This window comes from Streptomyces sp. NPDC002845 (genome assembly GCF_053591955.1).
Window position 1 is genome coordinate 1 of the sequence record NZ_JBSFUU010000042.1, and the last position, 14,872, is coordinate 14,872.

17 protein-coding genes and 1 pseudogene are annotated in these 14,872 nt (G+C 69.6%); 10 read left to right on the plus strand and 8 right to left on the minus strand.

Annotated elements, in window-relative coordinates; all coding sequences use genetic code 11:
* Nucleotides 1-126: 126 nt before the first annotated feature.
* The 3 genes and pseudogenes from ACWD3C_RS27665 to ACWD3C_RS27675 all read right to left on the minus strand — a co-directional run.
* A pseudogene (locus ACWD3C_RS27665) lies at nucleotides 127-255 on the minus strand (site-specific integrase); the annotation flags it as partial.
* A 151-nt stretch (nucleotides 256-406) separates the two neighbouring features.
* Nucleotides 407-991: a histidine kinase dimerization/phosphoacceptor domain-containing protein gene (locus tag ACWD3C_RS27670; RefSeq protein ID WP_451148631.1), complete on the minus strand. Its 585-nt coding sequence runs from the start codon at nucleotides 989-991 to the stop codon at nucleotides 407-409.
* Nucleotides 992-1,075: 84 nt separating this feature from the next.
* Nucleotides 1,076-2,011, minus strand: a complete 936-nt coding sequence (locus tag ACWD3C_RS27675) for a LysR family transcriptional regulator (protein ID WP_451148496.1) — start codon at nucleotides 2,009-2,011, stop codon at nucleotides 1,076-1,078.
* Between the two features lie 122 nt (nucleotides 2,012-2,133).
* Between ACWD3C_RS27675 and ACWD3C_RS27680 the strand changes: the two genes are divergently transcribed.
* From ACWD3C_RS27680 to ACWD3C_RS27715, 8 genes are all read left to right on the plus strand, one after another.
* Nucleotides 2,134-3,144: a fumarylacetoacetate hydrolase family protein gene (locus ACWD3C_RS27680; protein WP_451148633.1), complete on the plus strand. Its 1,011-nt coding sequence runs from the start codon at nucleotides 2,134-2,136 to the stop codon at nucleotides 3,142-3,144.
* A complete protein-coding gene (locus ACWD3C_RS27685; protein WP_451148498.1) occupies nucleotides 3,141-4,112 on the plus strand; it encodes a cyclase family protein in 972 nt (323 codons plus the stop codon). The genes ACWD3C_RS27680 and ACWD3C_RS27685 overlap by 4 nt, the downstream gene beginning before the upstream one ends.
* Nucleotides 4,113-4,226: 114 nt before the next feature.
* Nucleotides 4,227-5,366 carry an FAD-dependent oxidoreductase gene (locus ACWD3C_RS27690; protein WP_451148500.1) on the plus strand — a complete coding sequence of 380 codons (1,140 nt, stop codon included), beginning with the start codon at nucleotides 4,227-4,229 and terminating at the stop codon, nucleotides 5,364-5,366.
* Nucleotides 5,363-6,382, plus strand: a complete 1,020-nt coding sequence (locus ACWD3C_RS27695) for an amidohydrolase family protein (RefSeq protein WP_451148501.1) — start codon at nucleotides 5,363-5,365, stop codon at nucleotides 6,380-6,382. Before ACWD3C_RS27690 ends, ACWD3C_RS27695 begins: the two co-directional genes overlap by 4 nt.
* Nucleotides 6,383-6,392: 10 nt before the next feature.
* Nucleotides 6,393-7,331, plus strand: coding sequence for a VOC family protein (locus ACWD3C_RS27700; protein WP_451148503.1), 939 nt, complete (start codon nucleotides 6,393-6,395; stop codon nucleotides 7,329-7,331).
* 93 nt (nucleotides 7,332-7,424) lie between these two features.
* A complete protein-coding gene (locus tag ACWD3C_RS27705; protein ID WP_451148505.1) occupies nucleotides 7,425-8,390 on the plus strand; it encodes a fumarylacetoacetate hydrolase family protein in 966 nt (321 codons plus the stop codon).
* 102 nt (nucleotides 8,391-8,492) lie between these two features.
* Nucleotides 8,493-9,275 (plus strand): CoA transferase subunit A, encoded by a 783-nt coding sequence (locus tag ACWD3C_RS27710; protein WP_451148507.1) that lies wholly within the window; start codon nucleotides 8,493-8,495, stop codon nucleotides 9,273-9,275.
* On the plus strand, nucleotides 9,275-9,910 hold the full coding sequence (locus ACWD3C_RS27715; protein WP_451148509.1) for a CoA transferase subunit B: 636 nt from the start codon (nucleotides 9,275-9,277) through the stop codon (nucleotides 9,908-9,910). Before ACWD3C_RS27710 ends, ACWD3C_RS27715 begins: the two co-directional genes overlap by 1 nt.
* Nucleotides 9,911-10,393: 483 nt before the next feature.
* On the opposite strand, the gene ACWD3C_RS27720 is transcribed toward ACWD3C_RS27715, so the two are convergent.
* The 4 genes from ACWD3C_RS27720 to ACWD3C_RS27735 form a co-directional block, all read right to left on the minus strand.
* The gene (locus ACWD3C_RS27720) at nucleotides 10,394-10,675 is read right to left on the minus strand and encodes a type II toxin-antitoxin system RelE family toxin (protein WP_451148511.1); all 282 of its coding nucleotides are present in this window, start codon (nucleotides 10,673-10,675) and stop codon (nucleotides 10,394-10,396) included.
* A gap of 4 nt (nucleotides 10,676-10,679) precedes the next feature.
* Nucleotides 10,680-10,961: a type II toxin-antitoxin system Phd/YefM family antitoxin gene (locus tag ACWD3C_RS27725; protein ID WP_451148513.1), complete on the minus strand. Its 282-nt coding sequence runs from the start codon at nucleotides 10,959-10,961 to the stop codon at nucleotides 10,680-10,682.
* Nucleotides 10,962-11,300: 339 nt separating this feature from the next.
* Nucleotides 11,301-11,699 (minus strand): hypothetical protein, encoded by a 399-nt coding sequence (locus ACWD3C_RS27730; RefSeq protein WP_451148515.1) that lies wholly within the window; start codon nucleotides 11,697-11,699, stop codon nucleotides 11,301-11,303.
* A gap of 43 nt (nucleotides 11,700-11,742) precedes the next feature.
* Nucleotides 11,743-12,699 (minus strand): LysR family transcriptional regulator, encoded by a 957-nt coding sequence (locus ACWD3C_RS27735; RefSeq protein ID WP_451148517.1) that lies wholly within the window; start codon nucleotides 12,697-12,699, stop codon nucleotides 11,743-11,745.
* Nucleotides 12,700-12,797: 98 nt separating this feature from the next.
* On the opposite strand from ACWD3C_RS27735, the gene ACWD3C_RS27740 reads away from it, so the two are divergent.
* The gene (locus ACWD3C_RS27740; RefSeq protein ID WP_451148519.1) at nucleotides 12,798-13,436 is read left to right on the plus strand and encodes an alpha/beta hydrolase; all 639 of its coding nucleotides are present in this window, start codon (nucleotides 12,798-12,800) and stop codon (nucleotides 13,434-13,436) included.
* Nucleotides 13,437-13,733: 297 nt separating this feature from the next.
* Here the strand turns inward: ACWD3C_RS27740 and ACWD3C_RS27745 are convergent, their stop codons facing one another.
* Nucleotides 13,734-14,330, minus strand: a complete 597-nt coding sequence (locus ACWD3C_RS27745) for a TetR/AcrR family transcriptional regulator (protein ID WP_451148521.1) — start codon at nucleotides 14,328-14,330, stop codon at nucleotides 13,734-13,736.
* 75 nt (nucleotides 14,331-14,405) lie between these two features.
* Here ACWD3C_RS27745 and ACWD3C_RS27750 point away from each other — a divergent pair, with 75 nt between their 5' ends.
* On the plus strand, nucleotides 14,406-14,732 hold the full coding sequence (locus tag ACWD3C_RS27750) for a rhodanese-like domain-containing protein (protein ID WP_451148523.1): 327 nt from the start codon (nucleotides 14,406-14,408) through the stop codon (nucleotides 14,730-14,732).
* Nucleotides 14,733-14,872: the final 140 nt, after the last annotated feature.

Genomic DNA, 14,872 nt, shown 5'->3' on the forward strand with positions numbered 1-14,872 from the left:
AACCCCCTCAGTCTTGCTAATCTCTTATCCCCCGCCTGTGCGTCCCCGGCCAGTTTGTCGAAGGGCCCCACCGTTCGCGGTGGGGCCCTTCGACATCGTCCGTCTCAGTTGATTTTCGGGAGCTCCCACAGCGACGTCCGGGACGCCGAGGATCAGGAGCACGGTCGCTGCGGTGTGGCGAGCGTCATGGAGACGGCCGTCTCGTACGTCGGCGTCCCGCAGGAGCCGCTTCCAGATGTGGAAGTCGGTGTTGGGGCAAGCCCTACACCGGTTCCGTGTGCCGCGGGGGCTGGCCCGGCCGTCGGGCTCGTCGGTGACGGCGGACTCCGATTCAGGCCACTTCGATGGCGGCCGAGCCCGCCTACGCGGGTCGGACCTCGGTCGCGTCAACAGCCGCTCGTACAGCTCAGCCCCCGGCCGCTGCCGTCGGCTGAGCGATCGCGTTCGCCAGGCTGTCATCCGTCGTAGGGCCGCCCCCAGCGACTGAGCAGACTGCCCGCGCGCGTCGGGTGAAACGCCGGCGGTCCCGGACTCGCCGGGGTGGCGCGCCGTCGGCGCGGTGTTGTGCACCTCGACCCGCAGCCGGTGCCCGTCCACGTCGACCCGTACGGCGACCGCGGCGCTGGGCGGGTGCCGGCGCACGTTGGTCAGTGCCTCCTGCACGACACGGTGCACGGAGGTTTCCGCTTCGGGGGCGTCGCTCTTCGCGGGCCGCCGCGGCGGCGTACATCTGCACGTCCGCCTCTTCTCCGGAGAACGCGGAGACCAGGCGAGCGAGTTCCGCCCGCACCTGACCGGGCCGCACACTGTCGTGGTCGTCCTCGCGCAGGACCCGCACCAGGCGGCGCATCGAGTCCGGCGTCTCCGATCCGGAGCGGGCGATGTTCTGCAGCAGCGGTCCGGCCTGTTCCGGCGCGGTGTGCTGGAGGGTCAGTGCGGCATTGGCCTGGACGATGATGCCGGTGACGTGGCGGGCGACGAAGTCGTGCAGGTCGTGGGCGAGTTCCTACCGGCAGCAAGAAGGAGTGACCGCGCTCCAGCGAGCCTTTTGCCTATGCAGGGCATAGCCCCACCCTCATTTCGGCGGACGGGAGATCGTGGGCCGACCGGCCTCCATCATCTCGGCGACCCGGGCCGTCGTCTCCCGCAGCCACATGTGCGCCGCGTCGTGCATGTGGACCGGATGCCACCACAAGGCCTGCTGGATCGGCACGGCGTCATAGGGCGGTTCCATGATGCGGACGGGTGCGAGTCCGCCCAGCTCGTCGGCGAGACGCCTCTGCAGGAGAGCTACCCGGCGGGTGCCTGCGACCAGGAGTGGCATCAGCTGGAAACTGTCGACGGAGACCGCCACGCGCGGCTCGATGCCGAGCATGGCAATCTGGCGGGCGGCGGAGGCGTCGTAGGCTCGTTGGTACGTCACCCACGGCAGCCGGGCCAGGTCGTCGAGGGTGAGCTGCTCGCCGACCTCGGGGTTGTCGTCCGCGACGAGGAAGACCCAGCTGTCCTGGTAGAGCTCGACCATGGGGAAGCCGCGAATGATGCCGTGGGGCAGCAGTAGCCCGTCCACGGTGCTGAGCAGCGACCCGGTGCTGTCGATGATTTCGTTCGGTACCTGTTTGAACCTGAGCCGGATGCCTGGTGCCTCGGCTTGGATGGTGCGGGCGAGTTCGGTGCCGAAGACGGCAACCGCGTAGTCCGAGGCGATCAGCGTGAACTCATGTTCCTCGCGGGAGGGGTTGAATTCGGCCTGACTGGCGAAGACGCGCTCCAGCAGGTCGCATGCGGTGGTGGTTCGGTCGAGGAGGGCCTGCCCGAGGGCGGTCAGTTCGTACCCTCCGCCCACCCGGGCGAGCAGGTCGTCGTCGAAGTGGCGGCGCAGCCGGGCCAGGGCCGCGCTCATCGCGGGTTGACTGAGCCCGATGCGCCGGCCGGCCCTGGTGACGTTGCGCTCCTGCAGGAGGGCGCGCAGGGCGACGACGAGGTTGAGGTCCAGGCTGGCCAAGTTCACGAAGCGTCCCAGTTCCGGAGTCGGCACCATCGGTATTCACCGGCTGGATTCTTATATACAGGAAATCGATTTCCCTGATTGCAATCTACGGGCCAGATTGGTGGGACCGCAATCGGGAGGACATCTCCGTGAAATCCGCAGCCGCGTCGGCACCATTCGCACCCTTCTCGGGTCCTTTCGCCCTCGGCACTCTCTCCGCCTCGGGCGGAGCCGCGTTCCCCGGCCTCGTGGCGCCGGACGGCCGGGTGCTCGACCTGCGCACGGCACTGGGTGAACCCGCACTGACGACCCTTACGCTCCTGGAGTGCTGGGACGAGACGTTGCCCCGCCTGCACGCCCTCGCGGCGGATCCGGCCGGCGCATGGCTGTCGCTCGATGACCTGCGGGTGCAGGCGCCCGTCGAGCCCCGGCAGATCTTCCAGTCCGGCGCCAACTACCGGCAGCACGTGATCGACCTGGCGGTCGCACACCGCGCCCCGGACGACCCGCGCACCGTCGAGGAGGCCCGCGCCGAGGTCGCGGCGATCATGGACAAGCGGGCCGCCGAGGACCTCCCGTACGTCTTCATCGGCCTGCCGACCACGATCAGCGGTCCCTACGACGACGTGGTGCTGCCCGCTTGGGCCCAGAAGCCCGACTGGGAACTGGAACTGGCCGCGGTGATCTCCCGCCCCGCCTACCGGGTCACCGTGGAGGAGGCGCTGGAGTACGTCGCGGGCTACACCATCGCCAATGACCTGACCGACCGCGCGACCGTCTTCCGCCGGGACATGCCCCCGATCGGCACCGACTGGCTGCGCAGCAAGAACGCCCCCGGCTTCACCCCGCTCGGCCCGTGGATCGTCCCGGCCGGCTCCATCGCCGACCCGTCCGACCTGCAGGTCACCCTGAAACTCAACGGCGAGACCATGCAGGACGAGTCCACCAACGACATGATCTTCGGCGTCGCACGGTTGGTCTCGTACATCTCCCAGACCACCCGACTGCTTCCCGGCGACCTGGTCCTCACCGGCAGCCCGGCAGGCAACGGCATCCACTGGGGCCGGCTGCTGCGCGACGGCGACGTGATGGACGGCTCGGTCACCGGGCTCGGCGCCCAGCGCACCCGCTGTGTCGCGGAGGAGGCCCGATGAGCGCCGACCGTATCGACCGTACGGATCCCGAGGCGGCGATCGCCGAGGCCGCGAAGGCGTACTCGAACTGGGGCCGCTGGGGCGAGGACGACGTGCTCGGCACGCTCAACTTCCTCGACGAGGCCAAGCGCCGCGAGGGCGCAGCCCTGATCCGCGACGGCGTCAGCTTCTCCTTGTCACAGGCCTTCGACATGGACGGCCCGCAGAAAGGCTGGCGGCGGCGTACGAACCCGGTGCACACGATGCTCGCCACCGGCACCGACGCCGCTCTGGGCGGCCAGGGCTTTCCGCACGGTTTCGGTGGCGCCGACGACGTGATCGCCATGCCTCTGCAGTGCTCCACCCAATGGGACGGGCTCGGGCACATCTTCGATCACGGCAAGGCGTGGAACGGCCGCCCGGCGGAGAAGGTCGTCACCTCCGAAGGCGACCTGGTCACCGGCATCGAGCACATGGCTCCGCACGTCGCCGGGCGGGGCGTCCTCCTCGACGTGGGCCTGGTCATCGGCCAGGACGGCGAACTGCCCGACGGCTTCGCCATCACCGAAGAGCACCTGACCGCGACCGCCGTATCGCACGGCGTGACCGTCGGCCGTGGCGACCTGGTCCTCGTGCGCACCGGGCGGCTGGCCCGCGCCCGTCACGAAGGCTGGGGCGACTACGCGGGCGGGCCGGCGCCGGGGCTGAGCTTCAGTACGGCCGGCTGGCTGCACCGGAGCGAGATCGCCGGGATCGCCACCGACACCTGGGGCTTCGAGGTGCGGCCCAACGAGTTCGACCACGCCTTCCAGCCGCTGCACCAGGTCGCCATCCCCCACATCGGCCTGCTCATCGGTGAGATGTGGGACCTCGACGCCCTCGCCGCACATTGCGCCGCCGACGGCCGGTACGAGTTCTGGCTCACCGCCGCTCCCCTGCCCATCACAGGGTCCGTCGGCTCACCGGTGAATCCCATCGCCGTCAAGTAACGCCCTGGACTGCCGGGCGGGCCGCGCCCGGACGGCTACGCCACCCTCGCCCGCCCGGCCCGCAACACCCCCCTTGCCGCTCGAAGTCGCGCGGCACCATCTCAGGGAGAACCCATGAACGACACCCGCCCCCGCACCGTCCTCGTCATAGGCGGCGGCGCGTCCGGCAACGCCGTGACCGTGCTGCTGCGGCGGGCGGGCATCGCCGTGGAACTGATCGAGGCCAAGCCCGACTGGAACGTGCTCGGCTCCGGCATCACCCTCCAGGGCAACGCGCTGCGCGTGCTGCGCGAAGTGGGCGTATGGGACAAGGTCCGGGAGAGCGGCTACGCCGTCGACGCCGTCGGCCTGGCCGCGCCCGACGGGACCGTGTTCCATGTCCAGCAGGACATCCGCACCGGTGGGGACGACCTGCCCCCGATCTTCGGCATGCAGCGGCCCCGGCTCCAGGAGATCCTGTGTGAGGCCGTTCGCGAGAGCGGCGCGACGGTACGTCTTGGCACCACCGCCGAGGAACTGGTCCAGGACGCGTCCGGCGTCACCGCCCGGTTCAGCGACGGCACCGAGGGCCGCTACGACCTTGTCATCGCCGCCGACGGCGTCAACTCCCGCACGCGCGCGATGATCGGCATCAGCGACAAACCCGAACCGACCGGCATGGCCATCTGGCGCGTCCCCGTGCCCCGCCCCGAGGGCGTGGAGCGCATGCAGCTGGCCTACGGCGGAACCTGCTATATCGCCGGCTACTGCCCCACCAGCAAGAACACCATCTACGCCTACCTCGTCGAGGCCAACCGCGACCGCGCCTCCATCGACCCGGCCTCGTACGCGGACGAGATGCGGCGGCTGGCCGCGCCCTACGGGGGTGCGTGGCCGGAGATCGCCGCGAGCATCACCGACCCCGCCCAGGTCAACTACACCTGGTTCGACCGGCTGCTCGTCGAGGGCTCCTGGCACCGCGGCCGGGTCGTCCTGATCGGTGACGCAGCCCACGTCTGTCCCCCCACGCTCGCCCAGGGCGCGGCCATGTCGCTGGAGGACGCCTCCGTACTGGCCGAGATGCTGAGCGAGGAGCAGGACTGGAGTTCCCTCGACGCCCTGCTGACCGGCTTCTACGAACGCCGGATCGGCCGTGTCCGCATGGTGGTCGAAGCGTCCGTGCAACTCGGTCAGTGGCAGCTGGACGGCGTCCGTGACGCCGACGCACCCGGTCTGATGGGCCGCACGATGTCCGTCCTGAAGGAGACCCCGTGAACCCCGTGAGTCCCCAGAACAGCGCACCCACGGTCGACGTCCACGCGCACGTCCTGCTCCCTCAGGTCGAGGACGCCGTCGCCGGACACCCCGGGCTGGCTGCGGCCCGCGATCTCGACGCCCGCCGCAACGGCCCCGAGGCCATCGCCGTCAGCGGCCCGATGTTCCGCGACCGCTTCCCGAAACTGACTGACGTCAAGGCCCGGCTCGCTGCGATGGACGCCTCCGGGATCGACGTCCAGCTGGTCTCGCCCTCTCCCTCGCACTACCACTACTGGGCCGACGAGGACCTGGCCCGTACGGTGTGGGAACTGGCCAACGAGGGCACCGCCGCGCACGTCGCCCAGGCCCCGGAACGGCTGCACGGCCTCGGCCTCGTCCCGCTCCAGCACCCGGGCATCGCCGTCGAAGCCCTCGAACACGCCCTCGGCCTGGGCCTGCGCGGTGTCGAGATCTCAAGCCACGCGCCGGGTCGCGAACTGTCGGACCCCGCATACGAACCGTTCTGGACACGGGCCGAGGAAACCGGCGCGATCCTCTTCCTGCACCCCTTCGGCTGCACGCTCGACGAGCGCCTCAACCGGTGGTACCTGTCCAACACCGTCGGCCAACCGACCGAGAACGCCGTCGCGCTGTCCCATCTGATCTTCTCCGGAGTCCTGGACCGGCACCCGGGGCTGCGCATCGTCGCCGCCCACGGCGGCGGCTATCTGCCCACCCACATCGGCCGCTCCGACCACGCCTGGCTCGCCCGCACCGACACCCGCGGCTGCGCGCACCCGCCCAGCAGCTACCTCAAGCAGCTGTACTTCGACTCCCTTGTCCACGACCCGGACGTCCTGCGCGAGCTGATCCGGGTAGCCGGCCCCGACCGGGTACTGCTCGGCTCCGACTTCCCCTTCGACATGGGCACCGACGACCCGCTCGGCGCTCTGCGCGACGTCACGGACCTGCCCGCCCCCCACTTCCACGCCGTACGCGGCGGCAACGCGGCAGCGCTGCTGCGTCTCACCTGAGGAGCCCGACATGACCAACCGTCTGCTCACCCACCTGCGGCACGTCGACCTCGCCGTGCCGGACTACGACAAGCAGCTCGACTTCTACGCCGGCGTCTGGGGCCTGACCAAGGTCGCCGAAGACTCCGGCATCTCCTTCCTGGCCGCCGAGGGCTCCCCCGAGCAGTACATCGTCCGGCTCCGCAAGGCCGAGGAGAAGCGCCTCGACCTCATCTCCTACGGCGCGGCGAACCCCGCCGACGTGGACACGCTCGCCGAGCAACTCCTCGCGGGTGGAGTGCAGTTGATCTCCCAGCCGGGCAAGGTCGACACCCCCGGCGGCGGCTACGGCTTCCGCTTCTTCGACATCGACGGCCGCACCATCGAGGTCTCGGCCGACGTCGAGGCGCGCCGGCACCGCCGTGTCGAGGAGAAGGAGTCCATTCCCGTCCGTCTCTCGCACGTCGTCCTGAACTCCACCGACATCAACGCCACCCGCGCCTGGTACGAGCAGCACCTCGACTTCCGGCTGTCGGACACGATGAGCATTCCGCACATGGGCGAGGTCATGCACTTCATGCGGATCAGCAACCAGCACCACTCCATGGCCATCGCCAGCGGTCCGCACGCCTCCCTGCAGCACCTCTCCTTCGAGATGCGCGGCATCGACGAGTACATGCGCGGCTCCGGCCGCGTGATGCGCTCCGGCGCCCGCAAGATCTGGGGCCCCGGGCGGCACATGGCGGGCGACAACACCTTCACGTACTTCCTCGACCCGCACGGCAACACCGTGGAGTACACCACCGAGCTCGAAAAGCTGGACGAGGACACCTGGCACCCGCACATCTACGACCTGACGAAGCCCGAGAACGCCGACCAGTGGGGCACGTCCAACCCGATGAACGAGATGATCGCCAAGGAGATGCACAACGACGTCGACCGGGGCGTCTTCGTCGCTCCACCGGTCTGACCCTTTGTCCCCGGGGGCTCGGCGCACTCCCCCGCCCTGCCAGGCCGCCGCGCCCCCGGCCTGTGTCAACCCACCCAGCTCCCTAGGAATGCCATGCGTTTCGCCACGTACGAAGAGCACGGCCGCAGCCGTCTCGCCACCGTCGAGGACGACGGCGCCCTCTACCCCTGCCCCGGCACGGGGACGCTTCTCGACCTGATCCAGGCCGGTCCCGAGGCACTGCGCGAGGCGGGCAACGCAAGCCTGGACGTGCCGCGCGGCCCGCACGTCTCCCAGGTGCGATTGCTGCCGCCGCTCCAACCGCCGTCCGTACGCGACTTCGTCACGTTCGAGGAGCACGTCGAGGGTGTACGGCGAAGCATCGACGGAGTCTCGGGCGCCCCGGACGCCTGGTACGACGCGCCCACCTTCTACTTCACCAACCCCTACGCGGTCATCGGCGCTCACGACGACGTCCCCGTGCCGCCCGGCAGCCAGGTGCTGGACTTCGAACTCGAAGTCGCCGCGGTCATCGGCCGCGAGGGCCGCGACCTCACCCCCGAGCAGGCCCGCGACCACATCATCGGCTACACCATCTACAACGACTGGTCCGCCCGCGACCTCCAAGCCCGCGAGATGCAGGTCAGCCTCGGCCCCTGCAAGGGCAAGGACACCGCCACCACCCTCGGCCCCCACCTCGTCACCGCGGACGAGCTGGAGCCCTACCGCGACAGCGACGGATTCCTGCGACTGGCGCTGACCGCCGAGATCAACGGCGAGGTCGTCGGCAAGGACCTGCTGTCCAACATGAGCTGGACCTTCGAGGAGATGACCGCATACGCCTCCAGGGGCACTTACGTACGCCCCGGCGATGTACTCGGCTCCGGCACCTGCGGCAACGGCGGCTGCCTCGCCGAACTCTGGGGCGTGCGCGGCCGCCAGGACCCGCCACCGCTGAAGCCCGGCGACACCGTCACCCTCACGGTCGAGGGCATCGGCAGCGTCTCCAACACCGTGGTCGCCGGGGCGGACCCAGTGCCCCTGTCGACCGCCCGGAAACGCTCCCGGCTGCGCCCGTAAACCGCGCGGTGGAAACAAGCTGGAGGGCAAGGTCGTCATCGTCACCGGGGCGGCGCGCGGGCAGGGCGCTGCAGCCGACCTCCGACTGAAAGGACCCCGCACGTGAACAAGGTCAGCGCCAGCGCCGCCGAGGCGGTCGCCGACATCCCCGACGGAGCCTCGCTCGCCGTCGGCGGATTCGGGCTGTCCGGCGTACCCGCCACCCTCATCGACGCCCTGCACGCGCAGGGCACCACCAGCCTGAAAGTCGTCTCCAACAACTGCGGCGTGGACGGCCAAGGGCTGGGCGTACTCCTCGCCGACGGCCGGATCAGCCGCGTGTCCGGCAGTTACGTCGGCGAGAACAAGGAATTCGCCCGCCAATACCTCGGCGGAGAGCTGGAGGTCGAACTCGTTCCGCAGGGCACCCTGGCCGAGCGGCTGCGGGCCGGCGGGGCCGGCATTCCGGCCTTCTACACACCGGCAGGCGTGGGCACGCAGGTAGCAGACGGCGGCCTGCCATGGCGTTACGCGGCGGACGGCGGCGTCGCTCTCGCGTCCCCGGCCAAGGAGAGCCGCACCTTCGGCGAACGCGCGTACATCCTCGAACACGGGATCACCACGGACTACGCCCTCGTTCGCGCCCGTCGGGGCGACACCCACGGCAACCTGGTCTTCAACATGGCCGCCGCCAACTTCAACCCGCTGGCCGCCATGGCGGGCCGCATCACCATCGCCGAGGTCGAGGAACTCGTAGAGCCCGGCGCGTTGGCTCCCGACGCGATCCATCTGCCCGGCGTCTTCGTCCAGCGGGTCCTCGCTCTCACGCCCGCACAGGCCGCCGACAAGCCGATCGAACGACGTACGATTTCCGTGCCTCAGGCACGAGAGACGGTGCACAGCTGATGTCCTGGACCCGCGACCAGATGGCCACCCGTGCCGCCGCCGAACTCACCGACGGCTCCTACGTCAATCTCGGCATCGGCCTGCCCACTCTGATTCCGGGCCACCTCCCACCCGGCGTCCACGTCGTCCTCCACTCCGAGAACGGCATCCTCGGCACCGGGCCTTATCCCAGCGAACACGACGTCGACCCCGACCTCATCAACGCCGGCAAGGAAACCGTCACTGTGCTCCCAGGAGCAGCCTTCTTCGACTCGTCCTTGTCCTTCGGGATGATCCGAGGCGGCCACATCGACACCGCGGTGCTCGGTGCCATGCAGGTCTCCGCGACCGGCGACCTCGCCAACTGGATGATCCCCGGCAAGATGATCAAGGGCATGGGCGGCGCAATGGACCTCGTCCACGGTGCCCGCCGCGTCATCGTCCTCATGGACCACACCGCCAAGGACGGCAGCCCCAAGATCCTCGACGAGTGCACACTGCCGCTCACCGGCCGGTCCTGCGTCCACCGCGTCATCACTGACCTGGGCGTCTTCGACCTGACCGACAACGGCTTGGTCCTCGTCGAGACCGCCCCCGGCGCCACCGTCGACGACATCACGGCCGCGACCGCCGCGAAGCTGCACACCGCGGCTTGAGGCTCACCGACCAAAACCGGCCGCCGGACCTCTCGGTGGAGGAGCCCACCCTGACCACCGCCCGAGAGCCCGTCGCAGATGTAGCCGTCACACCACCCTCGGCGGTGCTGATCAGGGCCAACCTGGCACTTTCTGGTCTCAGTTCTGGTCTCATTCACCCCCGTCCGGCGCCGTCCAGAACCTCCATCATCACCCGCTCCACCCCAGGTCAGAACACCCCCGTCCCCCACCGAACCCCCAGACGAAGACTTGGAGAGCGTGTTGGGGGCAACCCCTCACGAGTTCGAATCTCGGATCCTCCGCAGCCGCCTGAACAGGCGAAACGAAGAGCCGAGCCGCGATCACGGCTCGGCTCTTCGACGTGTGTCGGTTGCAGTTTCGGTTGCGCTTATAGGCGATATACAGGGCATCTCGACAAGCAGGCAGGCGCACGCTCCCGTAACTCCCGGCGGACAGTCGGCACAAATCTGCGCCGGGCGGGGCCTACGGAACTTGGCGGTAGATGTCGCGACGGTTGCCAACGGCCAGGACCCACACGATCAGCCGACCGTCCTCAACCGTGTAGACGACCCGGTAGTCGCCGACCCTGAGCCGCCGGCGGGCACTGTGCCCTTGGAGGGCCTTGATGTCGAACGACGCGGCGTCCCCCGCGTCCATCGCCTTCTGGAGCTCGGCGAGGCGGTACAGGATGCGCAGGGCGTCCGGGCGCGGGACCTTGAGCATGTCCCGCTGAGCGTGCGGCGTGAAGCGCGTAACGTACCCCATGAGGTCAGCCCTGATGGGCGCGCAGCAAGGCGGCCATATCTTCGAGGGAGACCGCCCCCTCCACACCCTCGGACTCGGCTTCGTCGGCCAGCTGGTTGAGCCATGCCTCTTCGGCGCTCTCCGCGATCTCACGCAGGCGCTGGTACTCCTGGATGTCGATCACGACGGCTTCCTGCTTGCCACGCCGAGTGATGATCGTCGGAGTTTCCTCCCGACGAGCGCGATCGATGACGTCAGCGAGGTGGCTGCGGACCTCGGCCATGGATTCGATCACCGGATCACTCATGTTATGAATGTAGCAGATGTACACGAGGGGGCGGTGTCTGGGATGCCGAGGCGACATCGATCTCTGCGACAGTCCCGTACGGGAGCGGGCAGGCGATCGCCGGATCACCTTCAGCGCGCCGGCGAGGCCGAAGTCCACGCCCTATCGGAGCCGCCTCCCGATCACGAAGTGGTCCAGCCGGACAACAGTGAGCTGCTGGACGAGACTGACCACCTCAAGCAGGAACGGTGCCACCGCATCGCCCAGGGCACGGCTGTCCGCACATCGCAACACCCATCACTCTGGGCAACCCGGTCGGCGGTCACCTCTCACGTGTGTTCGAATCTCGTATCCCCCGCCTCAGCGGAGACCGCGAGGGTGCCGTACGTCGGCGCACGGGATGACGGGGTCCGGCTTGCTGAACAGCGTGTGAATGCCCGCGACCCACTGGTTGGGCCCATCGCGCCCCCGGTGCTCGCCACTGCCCGATCCGCCGATCGGCGCCGTGTGAACGACGAGGCCGGGAGCGATGATCTTGTCCGTGAGCGAGAGGTCGTTGTCCCAGAGTTCCCGCCAGGGCTCTGCGAGTGCGGCGTTCACTTTGACGGACTTCTTCGCGGCCTCCCGTGAGCCCGCGCGGCACCCGGCGCGCTCGGCCGCTGCCGGTACCGGCGAGGTGTGCGCTGCGGCGCTGCCGGCGGTGAGGGCCAGGGCGGCGATCGCCGCGGGGACGAGCAGCCGCGCCCGGTAACGCCTCACAGTGGTGGCCGCCGCGTCGCGGACGCCCTGCTGATGCGCCGGACTACAGCTGGACCGATGCGCCGGGCTGCTCGGTGATCTTGGTCGTCGCTGCCCGCAGGTGCTCGAGGACCGCGCTCAGGACCGGGTCGCTGCCGGATCCGGCGCGTACGGCCGCGAAGACGTGTCGGGTGGGCGGCGGTCCCGCCGGTGCACGCAGGGCCAGGCCTGGGCGGTGGAGCGGCTGGACCAGGCGCGGGACGAGCGCGACGCCCATGCCCGTCTCGACGAGTGCGGCGAGGGACTGCCAGTCGTTGACGGCATGGCGGATGTCGGGGGTGAAGCCGTTCGCGGCGCACAGGGACCGGGTGATCGCCCCGCAACAGCTGCGGGGATCGCCGACGATCCAGGCGTCGGCCGCCAGGTCCCGCAGCGGTACATACTCCCGCTGCGCACAGGGGTGGGCCTGGGGAAGGGCCAGATCGAGGATGTCGACCAGTAGGTCGATGCGGCGGTAGCGGCGGTCGGTGTGGGGCGGAGCGGCAGCGAAGTCCACGGCCACGGCGATGTCGACCTCACCGCCGTCGAGGCGGGTGAACAGGTCCGGCGGCTCGGCCTCGACGACCGCGATGCGGACCTGCGGGTGGTGCTCGGCCAGGCGTCGCAGGGCATGCGGCAGCAGCCCGGTGATGGCGCTGGAGAAGGCGCCGATGGTCACCGCGCCGCGGCGTCCCTCCTCCCAGGCGGCGAGATCGGCGCGGGCCTGCTCCCATTGCGCGGCGATCACGTCGGCGTGCTCCAGGAGGACGCGTGCCTGTCCGGTCAGCCGGACCCCGCGCCCCTGACGCTCGATCAGCGGAACCCCCACCTCTCGGGACAGCGCCGCCAGCTGCTGCGAGACAGCGGACGGCGTCAGATGCAGGGCCTCGGCGGTGCGGGCCAGGCTGCCGCGGCGGTCCAGCTCCCGCAGCACACCCAGCCGCCGCAGATCAGCAGTGAAGGAATTCCTTATTGGTTCCATCCAGAGAGATTAACTGGACCTGCATGATCGGCCATGCGCACAATCGCTTCAAGCTTCCCGGCCCTGAGGCCGTACCTTCCCTCTGAATGCGAGTGCCCATGACCGAGACCCCGATCGAGCGCGGCTTCCTGGTGCTCCACGGATGGCAGAACCACCGCCCCGCCGGGCACTGGCAGCACTGGCTGGCGGACCGGCTCACAAGTTTGGGGCACGCCGTCGACTATCCCCAGCTGCCCGACCCGGACGACCCTGATCTGGAACAGTGGCTGGCCGAGCTCCGCATGCGGCTCGGTGTGTTGCGCGGACAGCAACGCACTGTCATCTGTCACAGCCTGGCCTGCCTGTTGTGGCTGCATGCCGTGGCCCGCAACGCCGCGCCGGTTCCCGTCGACCGGGTCCTCCTCGTCGCCCCGCCGTCTCCGGGCGTGCTGGAACAGTACGCGGAGGTCGCGGAGTTCACTGCGCCGCCGGTGACGGCCGCGCAACTCTCCGCCGCCGCCAAGTACACCCGGCTCGCCGCCAGCGACAACGACCCCTACTGCCCGGAAGGTGCCGTTGCCATGTACGGCGAACCTCTCGGCCTGCCTGCCGACCTCCTGCCCGGCGCAGGCCACCTTGACCTGGAAGCGGGCTACGGATCCTGGCCCTCACTCCTCGACTGGTGCCTCGCCCCGTCAAACGACGCTCCGATCCAGCACCGCACCGACGCTCCCCGGCATGAGCCGCAGAACATCTGACCGGCCGTGGGACTGGTTACAGCCGTTGGCGCCAAGAGCTCGCGCGGATAGGAGAACACGCCAACGCCGAGCTGCGGCAGTGGGCACCACGTCGGAGGTTCACCGGACGGCGGGAGATCTACGCCGAGACTCACAGGGCGGTCGCCTCTCTTGTCTCCGACCGGGCCGCCAAGCGGCCCACCCGTCGCCGGACGAGCACGGAACTCGTCCTCGCCCGGCGGCCCCCGCCCCCCTGCTGATCACACGCCGGCCGAGCTGCCAGGTCGCACGCCCCGAGCTCAATTCTCGCCAAAGTCGTTACGGGCTGGGGGGTTGCATCGCCGAGCGGGCGAGGCGGGCGAGGCCGGCCCGTATCCGTTGTTCGCCGAGTTCTGGCAGGAGTGCGGCCACGTGTTCGGCGGCCAGGGCGGCGAGCAGGGCGTGGGCGGTGTGTTCGGGGTCGGGGTCGGGTGTGGTGCCCAGCAGGATCGTGGTGTGGCGGTGCCAGAACCGGTAGGCCCCGATCCGGTACCGGGCGCCGACCGCGGCGGTCTCCGAGGTGCGGATGAGAGTCAGGTTCTCCAGCAGATAGTCGAGATAGGCGCTGATGAATGCGGTGAGCCGCTCCTTGTCGGCGGCTCCGGGGCCAAGCGGTGGCGGTCCGTACAGGATCGCTTCCTGCAGTACGCGTTCTCGGGCGTCGAGGAGGGCTGCGGCCAGGCCGGACTTGTCGCCGAAGCGGCGGTACAGGGTGCCCTTGCCGACCCCGGCGGCTGCGGCCACCTGGTCCATGGAGACCGCTTCCACCCCGTGCTCGGCGAACAGCCCGGCGGCCGCCTCCAGCACGGCGGCACGGTTGCGCGCCGAGCGTGCTTGCTCTTTTGGGGGCGGGGTGCGCAGGAGTTCCAGCAGCATTGCGGAATCGGACTGCGGTCCGTTATTGTCATGAGCCACAACCGGACTATAGTCCGATTTCTGAGAGGTAGTGGCATGACCGCACTCATCACACGAGACGAGCTGAAGGCAGCGATCGATGCGGGCAGCGTGACCGTCGTCGACACGCTGGGCGGCGAGTACTACGCCAAGCAGCACCTGCCCGGCGCGCTCACGCTGGTCCGGGCCGACGTCGACGCACAGGCGTCCGCCCTGCTCCCCAACCGCGACGCCGCGATCGTCACCTACTGCTCCAACCCGGCGTGCCCCAACAGCGGACAGGTCGCCGACCGGCTCACCGCTCTTGGCTACACCGACGTCCGCAAGTACCGCGAAGGCATCCAGGACTGGGTGGAGGCCGGCCTCCCCACCGAATCCGCCTGACATCCACCCAGGGGAGGGCAAGGCGCGGAACCCCGCCCTCCCCCGGCAGCCGCACATCCCCGCAGCATGTCGCGCCGAGAGGGCCATCGAGCAGCCAGGAAACCGGCGCAGACAGCGCGCACCGGCCTCGAACCCCGGCC